A 15771-nucleotide genomic window follows, 5' to 3' on the forward strand; every position below is an offset into this window, starting at 1 on the left:
GCAGAAGGCAGAAGGTCTAATTCTTATGGATAGTCAATGATCGGCCACTTTGTGTCTCATAACCCCAAACAATTTTCAGTACTGTGTAGATGGTGGGGTACTATAGCAGAAGTAAAAAAGAAAGAAGGAAGAAGGAAAAGTGTTACTTTGTCCGAGCTTTAAACTTTTGAACTGTCCTAACCTTTCCTTCGACTCCTATAAAACCGCCACAGAAAAGATAAATTATTTAACTGTTACTGCATTAATTATTAAACATCATTAAAATGCACAATTACTATCAAAATTTTGCTTGGGGAAAACGTACCTATATTATGGGTATTTTAAATGTAACGCCAGATAGTTTTAGTGATGGTGGTGATTTTAATACGCTAGAAACATCTTTAAAACAAGCCAAAAAAATGGTAGAATATGGTGCCGATTTGATTGATATTGGCGGTCAATCTACTCGACCTGGGGCTGAAGTTGTGTCTCTGGAGGAGGAAATTAATCGGGTTTTACCAATAATCAAGTTATTAAGAAATCAGCAAAATATTTGTGCTGAAATTCCAATTTCTGTTGATACAACTAGAGCGGTAGTTGCACAAAAAGCTGTGGAAGTTGGTGCTAATTTAATTAATGATATTTCTGGGGGAACTTATGACTCAGATATGTTTTCAGTGGTTGCTGCTCTTAAAGTGCCGATTGTATTAATGCACATTCGAGGTACGCCAAAAACAATGCAACAATTGACAGATTATCAAGATTTAATTGGGGAAATATATCACTTTTTAGAGAGTCGAATAGAGGCGGCTATAACCGCAGGAATAGAAAGGGATAAAATTATTATTGACCCTGGTATTGGTTTTGCTAAAAATTACGAACAAAATTTAGAAATTATCCGTAATTTATCAAGGTTTAAAAGTTTAAATTGTCCGATTTTAGTAGGGTTATCTCGTAAAGGTTTTATTGGTAAAATTTTAAATCAACCTGATGCTAAACAAAGAGTTTGGGGAACTGCTGTAGGTTGTGTGGCAGCGATCGCTCAATCTGTAGATATTTTACGAGTTCACGATGTTAAAGAAATTTCTGAAGTTTGTCGAGTTGCAGATGTTATTTTTAGGAATAAAGAAGTATAAAATTCAGTAGTTAAGCTAAGACACATTTTAAATGCGTCTTAGCAAGTCATACTAATTCTCTATTTTATGAAGCTCAACTTAGTAAAAAATGACAATCATCAGAGTAATTAAGCTCTGAGTAATAATTATTAAGCGCATTGTTGCAGAGAATTAGTGAAAAATTTAACATTTTTGGCAACACAATAAGTGATAGAGTCTCACAAAACAGTGTTAATTAATTGATATTGGTAAAAGCTGCCTGTTTTTCAATTCAGCAATAAAAGGCAATTACTTTTGATTTTTGACTTGAAATTAACTTTTGACTTTTGACTTTTGACTTTGCTGCCTATTTTTCCATCAGCAATAAAAGGCAATTACTTTTGATTTTTGACTTGAAATTAACTTTTGACTTTTGACTTTTGACTTTGCTGCCTATTTTTCCATCAGCAATAAAAGGCAATTACTTTTGACTTTTGACTTGAAATTAACTTTTGACTTTTGACTTTTAACTTTGCTGCCTATTTTTCCATCAGCAATAAAAGGCAATTACTTTTGACTTTTGACTTTTGACTTTTAACTTTGCTGCCTATTTTTCCATCAGCAATAAAAGGCAATTACTTCTAATTTCTTACTTTTGACTTTTGAATTTTGAATTTTGACTTGAAATAATGTCTCGTTCTAAAGCCTTATATTCTTATATATTAATACGTTTGCTATTAGCTCCACTGATGTTGTGGACGATTAGCACATTAGTTTTCTTGTTATTAAGAGCAACACCAGGAGACCCCGTAGATGCTATTCTTGGACCAAAAGTATCAACAGCAACAAAAGAAGCTCTAAGAGTAGAACTTGGTTTAGATGGCTCACTACTGGAACAGTATCTTAATTATCTAGGAAAATTACTCAGTTTTGACCTTGGTACATCAATGACCACTCGCGGGGAGTCAGTCTGGCAAATTATTCAAAATTATTTTCCTGCCACTGTAGAATTAGCAGTATTTAGTATGGCGATCGCTCTAATTGTTGGTATTACTGTTGGTTCTATTGCAGCTTCTCACCCTGATACCAAGTTAGATATTGGTGGGCGTTTATTTGGAATTATTACTTATGCAGTTCCACCTTTCTGGGCTGGGATGATTTTACAATTAATTTTTGCAGTACAGTTAAAATGGTTTCCTTTAGGTACTCGTTTTCCTATTACTGAAAATCCACCTCCAACTATTACAGGTCTATACACAATTGATAGTATTTTTAGTGGTAATATCAATCATTTTTTCACCTCTATATATTATTTAGCTTTGCCAAGTTTAACATTAGGAATTTTGCTTAGTGGTATTTTTGAAAGAATAGTCAGAATTAATCTCAAACAAACATTAAAATCTGATTATGTAGAAGCTGCTAGAGCTAGAGGTATTCCCGAATTGAAAATACTATTTGCTCATGCTTTCAAAAATGCCATGATACCAGTAATTACAATTTTAGGATTAACTTTTGCTGCTTTATTAGGAGGAGCAATATTAACCGAAGTAACTTTTTCTTGGCCTGGTTTAGCGAATAGATTATATGAGGCAATTAGTTCGCGAGATTATCCTACAGTACAGGGAATTGTTGTATTTTTTGCCGGAATTGTTGTGGTAGTTAGTATTTTTATTGATATTTTAAATGCTTATATCGATCCGAGAATTAGGTACTAATACCAAGCGCGATAAATGTTTGCTACAAATAACTAAGCTATTTATTAGGAGTCAGGAGTCAGGAGTCAGGAGTCAGGAGGGAAGAAAGAAGAAGGAAGAGGAAGAACTAGAGTTGAAGGAGAAAGTTTTTTTATAACTAATTATCCGGACATGATATAACTCCCTTTGAACTTTTCTTTCCCTTCTACCTTCTGCTTTCTGCCTTCTGCTTTCCCTCCTCCAAAGTGCAGAAAAATCCCAAATTGACAATTGTTACTCCTACCTCCTCGCTGATTCCCATTTCTCCCCTCCTGGGAGGGGTTAGGGGTGGGTTGTCTCCTGTCTCCTGTCTCCTACCCTCACCCATAAGACTTTCCATAAGCAAACCCAAAACGCTGTCTAAAATTGGCAATTGATTTTGCTGGAAGTACATAATGTTCACAATGTAGATCCCCTGCTTCAAATTCTAATTCTTGCAAAATTTGGTAATGTAATTGAGACTCTTCTCCATCGCAAATTCCTACAGTAGGTTCCAGTTGCTCAAACTCAGATGAGAGTAAACTAGAAAAAACACAACCCATGATATTAAAAGGATTTGAATTAAAAACTGCTGCCCTTTGAGCATTATTCATTATCTTTTCTACAGAGGGTGGTAAATAGACTGTTGTTTTTATAGGAAATGGCGATCGCAACATTCCACCTTCACTAAACAATATATCTTCTCGTTCCTGAAAACGCTGAATAGCTTTCTCTACTGAAAAACAATGAGGACTAGAATCATCAACAATTAGCGTACCAGGTTTAACCTGCATAATATCTAATACATCTGCGACATTTGTAGCTCCCACAATTAAAGTAGAGTCGTAAATTTGTTCGGGAACTGTTGTTTTTGATAATGCCAAATTTATCTGACCTTTAAAACCAAATTTTTGTACTAAATATTGTTGAATATTCTCCAAAAATTCCCACTTACTATAAACGTCACAAAGAGTAATTTCTTGAGGATGCGGTAAGCATTTCAACATTAAAGGCAGCACATTCATTCCCACAGAACCTAAGCCAATAAATCCTACTTTTTCTGTACTTAAATCTCGACCACCTTCCTCGCATATTTTCTTAATAGTAAGTACAACAGCAGCACCAGTTGTTCTATGTCCAGTCGTAATTTTTGGCAAATCCTGACGATTAGCAATTGCCTTGTTAATTGCCAAACCATAATCAGTAGCAGAAGGAATTAAGCCAGTCAAAGAAACAAATTTAGCACCAATTATTCTAGCCATTTCTAATGCTTCAATAATTACCTGTACTGTATCATCTTGATTGTTATATAAATCAGAAATAAATCGAGGCAAAATTATTATTGCAATTCGACCCCAATTAGTCTGTTTTATCATTATCCAAAAAGGAAGATTTCCAAAGATATTTTCAATAATATTTTCTCGACTATAATCAAATATTTCTGCATCATATTCTCCTAAATAACCTAAAGCTACAGCATCGACAGGAGGAATTTTACCGACAGCAAATAAAGATAATAAAGAACGAGATTCAAATTGTACATACTCGGAATTTTTAGATTGTACAACTTTCTCCTTTAATGTTTCCTGAACTTCATTTTGAATTGATTGATAACTTGGCTGTTGAGAGACACTTTTATTGTTTAGTAATTCTGTGATTATATTACTTAAATCAGCAATTATTGGGTGTAAGAATAAAGTTTTTACTGAGAGACTAATGTTGAAATTTGTGGATATCTTAGAAACTAATTTGACTGCAGTTAGAGAATGACCCCCCAAATCAAAGAAATTATCATATATTCCCACCTTTTCTATTCCTAAAACTTCTTGCCAAATCTCTACTAATACTTTCTGTGTCTCCGTTTCAGGAGCAACATACTCCGTTGACACACTACTGATATTATCCGGTATAGGTAATGTCTTACGGTTTACTTTACCATTGGGAGTCAGTGGCAGTTGTGGCAACACTACAAACCCGCTCGGTATAATATATTCCGGCAAACGCTCTTTCAGATACTGTTTCAATTTCCCTATTTCTTCTGTCTGCGATACTTCTGGAGTTTCACTTTCTAGCACAAGATAAGCGACTAGAATTTTATTACCAGAGTTATCTTCTCTTGCTGATACCACTGTTTGTTTAACACTGGGATGTTGAGTGAGGACTGCTTCTATTTCTCCTGTTTCAATACGATATCCTCGCACTTTTACCTGGTTGTCGATGCGACCGATATATTCTATATTTCCATCGGGTAAATATCTACCTAAGTCTCCCGTCTTATAAAGTTTTGAGTTGTTTTCAAAAGGGTTAGGTATGAATCTTTCTGCTGTTAATTCTGGTTTGTTTAGATATCCTCGTGCTAAACCTGCACCACTGATATGTAGTTCTCCTGCTACTCCTATGGGTACTGGTTGTAAATAGCGATCGAGGATATAAATTTTCAAATCGCCTAAAGCTTTTCCAATTGGACTACTAACCTGTTCTATGCTCTCTCTGCTCAAGATTTGGTATGTGACATGGACTGTTGTTTCGGTGATACCATACATATTGATTAACTGAGGGGAGCGATCGCCATGACGCTCAAACCATGGGGCAAGAGTTTTGATCTGTAGAGCTTCCCCCCCGAAGATGATATATCGTAGTTTGAGAGCATCAACACTATATCCTCGATCGACTTCAATTAGTTGAGTGAATGCAGATGGAGTTTGATTCAGGACAGTAACCTGATGTTGGACTAACAGATCGTAAAATTCTTTGGGAGAACGACTAACCCAGTACGGCACAATTACAAGGCGACCACCGTAAAGCAGAGCGCTCCACAGTTCCCACACAGAGAAATCGAAGGCGTAGGAATGGAATAATGTCGAGCAGTCGTGAGCATTAAAATTGTAAATTGATTCAGTTGTGCGGAATAAGCGCGTGACATTTTGATGGGAAATTAAGACTCCCTTTGGTTGTCCTGTTGAACCTGAAGTATAAATTACATAAGCCAAATTTTCAGGAGTTATTGCAGGATTATTTGTACTTTGTTGAGATAAGGAGACTGTTTCTAAATCACTATCCAAACAAACTACTTGAGCTGAATGTTGTGGCAAATCTGATAAAACTGATTTAGTTGTTACTAATATTGGTACTGCTGCATCTTCCAAGATATAACTCAAAGGTGCTGGTGGATAACTGGGATCTAATGGTACATAAGCTCCACCTGCTTTGAGGATACCTAATAAACCAATTACCATTTCTAGCGATCGCTCTACACAAATACCCACTAATACTTCTGGTTTGACACCCAAACTTTGCAAGTAGTGAGCTAATTGATTAGCTTGACAATTTAACTGTTGATATGTTAAGTGTTCCCCTTCAAATATGACTGCGACTGCATCTGGTGTTTTCTCTACTTGCTCTTCAAATAACTGATGGATACATTTGTCTGTGGGGTAATCTGTTTTGGTATCGTTCCACTCCACCAGTATTTGGTTTAGCTCTGGTTCTGTCATCAATGGCAACTGACTAATAGGTCCCTCGGTCGTCTCTACTGCTGCTGATAGTAAATTTTGGTAATGTGACAGCATCCTACTAATAGTTTCAGCTTCAAACAAGTCTCGGTTATAGGCACAAAATCCTTTGATTTCATCTCCTGCTTGCCACAGATGTAATTCCATATCCATCCGCACTGTCATTTTATCTCCCATCCATCGCTCCCAACCGAACCCTATCTCTAAGTTAGGTAAGCTAAAGGATGGTTTGAATATTTCCTCCTGCTGAAGGGCAAACATCACCTGAAATAAGGGGTTTTGCGATAGAGACCTTTGAGGGTCCAACTCTTCTACCAATTTCTCAAAGGGTATATCTTGGTGAGTATAAGCTTCTAAAGCTGTTTGTTTAACTCGGTTTAATACTTCTGTGAAGCTTGGTTCCCCTCCCAGGTCTGTGTACATGACTAGGGAGTTGACAAAGAAACCTATCAACCCTTCTATTTCTGTACGGTTGCGGTTGGCGATCGCTGTCCCTACTACTATGCTTTCTTGACCACTGTAACGAAACAGTAATACTTTGAATACTGCGAGCAAAGTCATAAATAGGGTGGTTCCCTGTTTTTGGCTGAGTTGTTTAACTTTTGATGTTACTGCTGCTGATATGTTTATCGGTATACCTCCCCCATTAAAGGTTTGAACTGGGGGTCGGGGATGGTCTGTGGGTAGTTGTAGTTGAGGTAAGTCTTGCAGCTTTTGCTTCCAATAGTTGAGTTGGGTTTCAAGAATTTCACCTTGTAAGTAGTTCCGCTGCCACACTGCAAAGTCTGCATATTGTATTGGTAGTGGAGGTAATGGGGATGGTTGGTTTTCTAGTATGGCAGTGTAAATTGCTGAGAGTTCTTTGAATAATACGGTCAGTGACCAACCGTCGCTAGCTATATGATGTAATGTGATTTGCAGTATGTGTTCTGTTGTTTCTAGTTTTATCAACTGAGCGCGTATAGGAGGGTTTATTTCTAGATTAAATGTTTGTTCATTTTCTTGTTGAAGTAGCTGTCGGAGTTTGACGGTTTGCTCAGATGGTGTTAACTCACTTAAATCTTGTATGGGTAGTTGTAGTTCAAAAGGGGGTTTGATTATTTGTACTGGTGTACCATTGATTTCACTGAAAGTAGTTCTCAGGGTTTCATGGCGAGCAATAATTTGGTTGATACTTGTTTGTAGAGCGACATAATCTACTTTACCTACTAGATGTAGAGTTAATGGTTGATTGTAAGCGTTGCTACTCAAATCCATTTTTTCAATAAACCATAGCCTTTGTTGTGGATGTGATAAGGGTGGGGGGTTTTCATTTTTATCTCTTGGTTGAATGACTACTGTTTCTATATTTTGGCTCTGAGCTAAATATAGCTCTATTTCCTGAGCTAGACTCACCAGTTCGGAATTTTCAAATAACTTTGTGAGGGGTAACTCTATATTAAAGGTTTGTCGCACCCGAGACACAACCTGAGTTGCCATCAAAGAATGACCCCCCAAATCAAAGAAATTATCATGTATTCCTACCTTTTCTATTCCCAAAACTTCTTTCCAAATCTCTGCTAATGCTTTTTGTGTCTGCGTCTGGGGAGCGACATACTCCGTTGACACACTACTGGCTACATTTGGTACAGGTAATGCCTTACGATCTACCTTACCATTGGGAGTCAGTGGCAGTTGTGGCAAGACTACAAACCAACTTGGTATCATATACTCCGGCAACCGTTGTTTCAGATAATGTTTCAATTTCCCTATTGCTTCTGTCTGCGTTCCTTCTGGAGTTTCACTTTCTAGCACGAGATAAGCGACTAGAATTTTATGACCAGAGTTATCTTCTTTTGCTAATACCACTGTTTGTTTAACACTAGGATTTTGAGTTAAAGTCGATTCTATTTCTCCTGTTTCAATACGGTATCCTCGTACTTTTACCTGGTTGTCGATGCGACCGATAAATTCTAGATTTCCATCGGGTAAATATCTAGCTAAATCTCCCGTCTTATATAGTTTCGAGTTTTTTTCAAAAGGGTTAGGTATGAATCTTTCTGCTGTTAATTCTGGTCTGTTTAGATATCCTCGTGCTAAACCTGCGCCACCAATGTGAAGCTCTCCTGTTACTCCTATGGGTACTGGTTGTAAATAGCGATCGAGGATATAAATTTTCAGATCGGTTAAAGCTTTTCCAATTGGACTACTGACCTGTTCTATGTTGTCTGTACTCAAGATTTGGTATGTGAGATGGACTGTTGTCTCGGTGATACCATACATATTGATTAACTGAGGAGAGCGATCGCCATGACGCTCAAACCATGGAGCAAGAGTTTTTATCTGTAGAGCTTCCCCCCCGAAGATGACATATCGTAGTTTGAGAGCATCAACACTATAGTCTTGATCGACTTCAATTAGTTGAGCGAATGCAGATGGAGTTTGATTCAGTACAGTAACCTGATGTTGGACTAACAGATCGTAAAATTCTTTGGGAGAACGACTAACCCAGTACGGAACAATTACAAGGCGACCACCATACAGCAGAGCGCTCCACAGTTCCCACACAGAGAAATCAAAAGCGTAGGAATGAAATAGTGTCGAGCAGTCGTGAGCATTAAAATTGTAAATTGCTTCAGTTGTTTTGAATAAGCGCGTGACATTTTGATGGGAAATTAAGACTCCCTTTGGTTTTCCTGTTGAACCTGAAGTATAAATTACATAAGCCAAATTATTTGGAGTTACTCCAATAGCAGGATTATCAAAATAATTGGGTCTAAAACCCCCCCTCGATGGGTGAAACGTTTTTGGAGAGTTGCTCAAATCCCCATTACCAAAACAACTTCTGACTTCTGAGTTCCCCTCCTGGGAGGGGGAGGGGCGAGGGGTGGGTTGACTTCTGACTTCGTTAACTGTACTTTCTTGAGATGAGGGGACTGTTTCTAAATCTCTATCCAAACAAACCACTTTGGCTGAATGTTGTGGCAAATCTGATAAAACTGATTTAGTTGTTACTAATATTGGTACTGTTGCATCTTCCAATATATAACTCAAACGTGCTGCTGGATAACTGGGGTCTAATGGTACATAAGCTCCACCTGCTTTGAGGATACCTAACAAACCAATTACCATTTCTACTGATCGCTCTACACAAATACCCACTAATACTTCTGGTCTGACACCCAAACTTTGCAAGTAGTGAGCTAATTGATTAGCTCGACAATTTAACTCGAAGTAGGTAAGTTGCCGCTCCTCAAATATTACTGCGACTGCATCTGGTGTTTTCTCTACTTGTTCCTCAAATAACTGATGGATACATTTGTCTTTTAGATAATCTGTTTTGGTATCGTTCCACTCCACCAGTATCTGGTCTAACTCTACTTCTGTCATTAATGGCAATTGCAATACCCTTTGTTCTGGATGAGTCACAACTGCTTCTAACAAAACCTGGAAATGCTTCATCATCCGGTCTATTGTATCTGACTCAAAAATATCTCTGCTGTAGTTACAAGAAACTTCCAAACCTGATGAAACTTCCATCAACTGAACTTCCAAATCAAATCTGGTGAAATCAGAATCCAACATTTGACTTACCCTTAAACCGGGTAAATTCCAAGGTTCCATTTTAGTATTCTGGAGAGCGATCGCTATCTGTACTAAAGGGTTATGACTTAAATTTCTCTGTATCTTGAGCTGCTCTACTAACTTCTCAAATGGGAAATCCTGGTGAGCGTAAGCTTCTAAGGTAGTTTCTCTTACTTGATTTAATAATTCTTGGAAGGTGGGATTATCTGACAAGTCAGCTCGTAACACAAGAGTATTGACAAACATACCAATCAATGATTCAATTTCCCCTCGATTGCGATTGGCAATAGGAGAACCTACTACTAAATCTAATTGACCGCTGTAACGGGATAATAAAACAAAAAATGCAGATAACAGAGTCATAAATAATGTACTTTCTGACTCTTTGCTTAACTGTCTTAGTTTTCTAGTCAAATCTAGATTTATTTGAAAAGACTTGCTCCCACCCTTAAATGTAGGTTTAGCAGGATGGGGGTAGTCTGTAGGAAGTTTCAGAACTGGGGAAACTCCAGTCAGTTGTTTTTTCCAGTAATTCAATTGTTTTTCCAGCACCCCTCCAGCAAACCATTCTCGTTGCCAATAAGCAAAGTCTGCATACTGGATAGGTAGTTCTGGTAAATTAGAAAATTTTCCCTGAGAAAAACCTGCATAGAAACTAGATAGCTCTTTAACTAAAATTCCTAAAGACCAGAGATCGCACATAATGTGGTGCATTGTCATCAGCAGTACATGACGTTCTGGGTCAAGTCGCAACAAAGTAACTCGTAACACTGGTCCCTTAGCTAGGTCAAACAGTGTCATTGCTTCCTGTCTGATTAGCTGTTGAACTTTTTCTGACTGTTCCTGGGGCGAGTAGTTATTTTGCAAGTCTACCACTGGCAGTTTCAAGTCAGTTACCGGAGCAACTATCTGTACGGGTTTTCCATCGATCTCGAAAAAGGTAGTCCGCAAAGTTTCATGGCGTTGGATAACTGCGTTCAGACTTTGCTCCAAGGCGACAACATTTAAAGTACCGTCTATCGTCAGAACAATTGGTACATTGTAAGCGGGATTATTAGGAAACAACTGATTCAAAAACCATAACCTTTCCTGAGCAAAGGATAAAGGTAATTTGCCATCTCTAGAAACTTGTTTAATAAACTGTTCTTGAGTTTTATACCCCTGACGCAAAAACTCTATAATTTCTGTTTTACGAGCGATTAAATCTTGTTTCAACTCTGGTGTCATTACTCCCTTTGGAGCATCACACCCTAGTTGCTCTTGTTCTATCCAGACTTTGATACCTAGATTTTGTAGATAAGATATAAACTCAACTATTTTCATAATACATCTCCAGAAAAAAGGGAATAAGGAATAGGGAATAGGGAATAGGGAACCCACCCCTAACCCCTCCTGGGAGGGGAATAATTTATAATTTATATATGATAATTGATTTTATTTTGAATTTTTGGGGATGTCTATAACAAAAACCTCTCCTTTTCTTCTTCTTCTGTTTCAGAAGTTAATGTAGTCTGATTTTGAGCAACTTGACGCAGCACTTCCAGGTTTTGAGCTATACCAGTAATAGTCGGATACTCAAATAAAAGCTTTAAGTTGAGTTCCTTCTCAAAAGTCTGTCGCAAACGAGAAATCACCTGAGTTGCCAACAGTGAATTGCCCCCCAACTCAAAGAAATTATCATAGATACTCACCTGGGACACCCCAAGCAACTCCTGCCAAATTTGAGCAATTTGACGCTCCATCTCATTTCTCGGTTTTACCCTTTCAGTAGTAGAGCGACCCAAATTACTCTCTCGAAGTAAACCTATATCAACTTCCCCACTATCAGTCAAAGGCATTTCTGCCAACTCCACTACAGCGCAACTACTAGGTTTACCCACCGCATCCTCTACCTGACGCTCCAGAACACTCACATTTGGCTTACCCTTACCATTAGTAGTAAAATAAGCCGTTAATTGTTGCAGAGTATCCGATACAGTGGTAAACCTGCGGATATTAACATTACTACCATCCAAACCCACCATTAAGTATGGTTGGTCGTAGCATAAACTAGCTAATAGTGAAGACATACCTTGAGATAATCCCACAGCTAAATATCCCTTAGCTTGAGTTAACTCCTTCATCTGATAACCCCGACTCATCCCCATTTCATCCCACATACTCCAAGCTAAACAATAGCTCTGTAACTGACCCCGATCGCGTTGATAGTAACAGAAAGCATCCAAGAAACTATTAGCTGCTGCATAAGCTCCCACCGTTGTGCCACCAAAGAAACCATTAATAGAGGAAAAGTTGATAAACAAACTCTTTGGTTGCAATTCTGGCAATTGATGTAATACCCAAGTTCCTATGAGTTTAGGACGTAATACCTCAGCTAAACTTTCTGGTGTTTCCTCCCTCAGCAAACGCTCCTGCATCAACCCTGCCAAATGAATCACTCCATCCAGTTGTGAAACCTGCCATCCAGACAAAGTTTGCTGTACTACCTCCTGCACTGCTTTTTGATTGGCAATATCTACCCCTTGGTAAATCACTTCACCACCTAATTTTTGTAATTGTTGGTAAGCTTTGATTTTCTGTGCTAGTTTACCTCCTTGCTGTAAATAAATTTTCCAACTGTTACTATCTGGTAGAGCGGTACGACCTAACAACAATAGTTTTGCCTGATAATGCTCCAGGAGATACCCAGCAATTTCTATCCCTATTCCTCCTAAACCGCCACTAATAAGGTAAGTTCCTCCTGTTTTGAATGGTAACGGTTGTAATGGTTTTGAAGGTAGGTCAATTTTCTCCAAACCTGATACCCAACGCTCTCCATCTCGATAAGCAACTTCTGAATCTTTAGCATCAATAGTTAATTCCTGAAGGATGCGATCGCTATTGACTTCTAATGAGTTTTGTGGTAAGTCTAGATGCCGACAATGCCAGTTAGGGATTTCCTGGGGAATAGTTTTCAACAAACCTGGTACTGTTGCTTTTTGATAGGAAATTGCTTCTTGGGGATTGAGAGACTGACTATTATTGGCAACATACAGTAGTCGTACTGGATAATCTTGGCTCTGATTACCGAAAGTTTGTAGGAGGAATAAGAAACTGTAAATACCTGTTTTTTGTGCTGTTTCTAGAGTTTTGATATCAGTAATTTCTCCTTGAGATTTATCATAATGCCACAGGTGAATAATTGCTCCGACTTGGAGTTTTTCTGTTGCTAGAGATTGGTACAGTTGTTGATAGTCTTCTGGAACATCTGGAGCAATTATATAGTGATTGTCATTAATTTTTTTGAAAGTTTCTCCTAGTTCTATTTGCACATAAGCTTGAGAATTATTTTCTAACTTTTGGCAAAACTGTTTACCTAATCCTAATTGGTCTATAAATACTAAGAATACTTCATTTTTAGCTAATTTTTGTGGCTGATAATTTCCTTGTTTTATCCGCCATTTTTTTTGATAAAACCAATCAGGAATTGTATTGTTATTTTCGGTGATTAAATCTATCCGTTTTAAAATTTCTTTGAATTCTCCTGTGGCAAATCTTTGACTTAGTTGAGTTCGTTGAATCTTACCGATAGAAGTTTTAGGAATTAAGTCTTTGTCTAGGGGGATTAAATAATCTGGATTAATTCCCATTCGTTTTACTACTTGTTCTCTGAGAGTTTTTAATAAAGCTAATAACTCTGTTTCCTCTGTTTTTTCACTATTAAAAAATATCGCTAATTTATCTGTATTACCATTACTTTCTCGCACAGCACAAGCTGCGGTGTAAGAAACTTTTATTTCTGGCAATTCTTCTACTGCTGATTCAATTTCATGACTATAGTAGTTTAAACCGTTGATAATAATTACATCTTTTTGTCTTCCAGTAATTGTTAAACACCCGTTTTTCAGAAACCCTAAATCTCCTGTTTTAAACCAACCATCTTCGGTAAAAGCTTCTTGATTTGCCACCGGATTTTGATAGTAACCTGATGTCACTGATGCGCCTTTTACTTGTAAAGACCCAATAGCTCCTTCTCCAACTACTTCTTGATTTGCATCAACAATTCTCAAAGATGCCCTGGTAATTGGTGGACCAAGTTCAACAAACTGATCGTCATCAGATGAAGATTCCAGAGAAAAACTATTAGACCATGTAATTCCCGAACAAGTCTCGCACATTCCGAAAGCTGGATGAATAGCTTTAGTCGATAAACCATAATAACTTAAAAGTTTGAGAAAGTTTCTAGCAGTTTTAGTAACTATTGCTTCTCCTGCATTTACTAAAAATTTCATTGGAGACAAATTCCAGTGTCGTTGTTTAACCTCTTCTGCGCGATCGCCAATCAGAGTAAATGCAAAATTTGGTGCCCAACTAATTGTTGCTTGATGACGGTCAATTAAATCTAACCACTTGAGTGGGTTTTGCAGTATCAATTGTGTCGGTACATGAATCTGCTGACATCCTAAGTCAACTGCCATAATACTCAGAAATACCAATGCTCCCACATGATCCATCGGCATCCAATTCAAGGTGACATCCTGACTAGAAAATTGGTTCATGGCAATTGTACCAGCAGACATACTCAATAGCTTGCTGTTTTCCTGCATTACCGCTTTAGGTATCCCAGTGCTGCCAGAAGTTAACAGCAAAACTGCTAGGTCTTGTGGTTGACTTTTATAAATATTTGTATCTGGTGCAAAACCTCGTAACTGTTCCAAAGTTTCAACCACAGACCTACCTAAATTCAGACGTTGCGACCACCCACGCACAGATGATACTAATTTCCTATCTGTGAGTATCAAAGGTTGTCCTAACATTTGCCAAGTATTTTCCAGTTTTGTCAGACTACTATGAGATTGGTCATAACTAGGGGGTACTGATACTGGTACAGGTACAAACCCTCCCAACAAACAACCCCAAAATGCACTGATAAAATCTTGATTTGATTCTAACTGAAAGATTACTTTATCTTGAGGTTTCAATCCTAACTGTCTCAACCCACCTAATATTCTTTGAGCTTCTACCCACAACTCACTATAGGTTTGAGCGATCGCTTCTCCATCTGACTGAATATATATCAGATTTGTATCCCCCTGATTTTGAGCTGCTCGTTCTAATACTTGTGCTAAAGTAGTTGGTGCATTTTGCGACCACTTGATTGCTTCTCCTGCACTGATAGCTGGTTTTCCTGATGTTGATTGGGTTTGTAATTCTGTTGTGGGAACTGACTTTTCTGCTACGGGAGTTGCACCATTATTAGGAAGTTTTATTTGTTCTGATGGCAGCAAGTCTGATAGATGCAATGGTGGCAACTTTAATATTTTCTGTTGCACTACCACTGCTACTTTTTCTATTTCTGGTAATGTTTTGAGTTCAGTTTCCCATCGTTGTACTAAATCTTCATCAATTACTGGAAAACGCCCTAATGCTACTTCGTCTACTTTTCCTTTATCAGTTAAGGGTAAGCTCGACAGAGGAACAAGAGCTACCGGAATCATGTCTGGGGGTAACCGCTGTTGAATTTGGGAGTGTAATTGTTTCGGGTTCCAGACTCCGGCAAATACGACATAAGCTACTAATAAGGTTTGATGAGCTAATACATAAGCTTGTTCTAGTCCGGAGACTGATAATAGGGCAGTTTCTATGTCTGCTAGTTCTATTCGCTTCCCTTTTATCCATGTCTGCCGTTGTTTGGTTCCGACTATTTCTAGTTGTTGTTTAAATGCTACTGCTACTGCTACTGGGGCTTGATCGACCTGCTCTTCAAATAACTGATGGATACATTTATCTGTTTTGGTGTTGTTTGATTCGTGCATAATTTTCTGTTTTTATGCTGCGTAATTAAGGGAAGTTTTGAGTAAGTATAGCATTATTTTGGAGAAGTAGTTTTTTTATAAGTATTCAACCGCACATGATATGATATCATGTCCG

General features: G+C 37.9%; 6 protein-coding genes. 3 read left to right on the forward strand and 3 right to left on the reverse strand.

Annotation, left to right across the window (positions count from 1 at the left end):
• The first annotated feature begins 263 nt into the window (after window positions 1-263).
• The 3 genes from folP (at window position 264) to F6K18_RS05160 (ending at window position 2924) form a co-directional block, all read left to right on the forward strand.
• Entirely contained in the window at window positions 264-1115 is an 852-nt protein-coding gene (gene folP / locus F6K18_RS05150) for a dihydropteroate synthase (RefSeq protein WP_287519291.1), read from the forward strand.
• Between the two features lie 647 nt (window positions 1116-1762).
• Window positions 1763-2788 (forward strand): ABC transporter permease, encoded by a 1026-nt coding sequence (locus tag F6K18_RS05155; protein ID WP_287519293.1) that lies wholly within the window; start codon window positions 1763-1765, stop codon window positions 2786-2788.
• Entirely contained in the window at window positions 2757-2924 is a 168-nt protein-coding gene (locus F6K18_RS05160; protein WP_161564580.1) for a hypothetical protein, read from the forward strand. The genes F6K18_RS05155 and F6K18_RS05160 overlap by 32 nt, the downstream gene beginning before the upstream one ends.
• Before the next feature lie 48 nt (window positions 2925-2972).
• Here the strand turns inward: F6K18_RS05160 and F6K18_RS05165 are convergent, their stop codons facing one another.
• The 3 genes from F6K18_RS05165 to F6K18_RS05175 form a co-directional block, all read right to left on the reverse strand.
• A complete protein-coding gene (locus F6K18_RS05165) occupies window positions 2973-3146 on the reverse strand; it encodes a hypothetical protein (protein ID WP_287519295.1) in 174 nt (57 codons plus the stop codon).
• Entirely contained in the window at window positions 3127-11184 is an 8058-nt protein-coding gene (locus F6K18_RS05170) for a non-ribosomal peptide synthetase (RefSeq protein WP_287519296.1), read from the reverse strand. The genes F6K18_RS05165 and F6K18_RS05170 overlap by 20 nt, the downstream gene beginning before the upstream one ends.
• Before the next feature lie 134 nt (window positions 11185-11318).
• A complete protein-coding gene (locus F6K18_RS05175) occupies window positions 11319-15656 on the reverse strand; it encodes an SDR family NAD(P)-dependent oxidoreductase (RefSeq protein ID WP_287519298.1) in 4338 nt (1445 codons plus the stop codon).
• Window positions 15657-15771: the final 115 nt, after the last annotated feature.

The organism is Okeania sp. SIO2C2, assembly GCF_010692625.1.
Taxonomy (GTDB): domain Bacteria; phylum Cyanobacteriota; class Cyanobacteriia; order Cyanobacteriales; family Microcoleaceae; genus Okeania; species Okeania hirsuta.

Excerpts from the sequence above, each read along its gene's own strand:
- folP (WP_287519291.1), top strand. The coding sequence starts at position 264 with ATGCACAATTACTATCAAAATTTTGCTTGGGGAAAACGTACCTATATT.
- F6K18_RS05155 (WP_287519293.1), top strand. The coding sequence starts at position 1,763 with ATGTCTCGTTCTAAAGCCTTATATTCTTATATATTAATACGTTTGCTA.
- F6K18_RS05160 (WP_161564580.1), top strand. The coding sequence starts at position 2,757 with ATGCTTATATCGATCCGAGAATTAGGTACTAATACCAAGCGCGATAAA.
- F6K18_RS05165 (WP_287519295.1), bottom strand. The coding sequence starts at position 3,146 with ATGGAAAGTCTTATGGGTGAGGGTAGGAGACAGGAGACAGGAGACAAC.
- F6K18_RS05170 (WP_287519296.1), bottom strand. The coding sequence starts at position 11,184 with ATGAAAATAGTTGAGTTTATATCTTATCTACAAAATCTAGGTATCAAA.
- F6K18_RS05175 (WP_287519298.1), bottom strand. The coding sequence starts at position 15,656 with ATGCACGAATCAAACAACACCAAAACAGATAAATGTATCCATCAGTTA.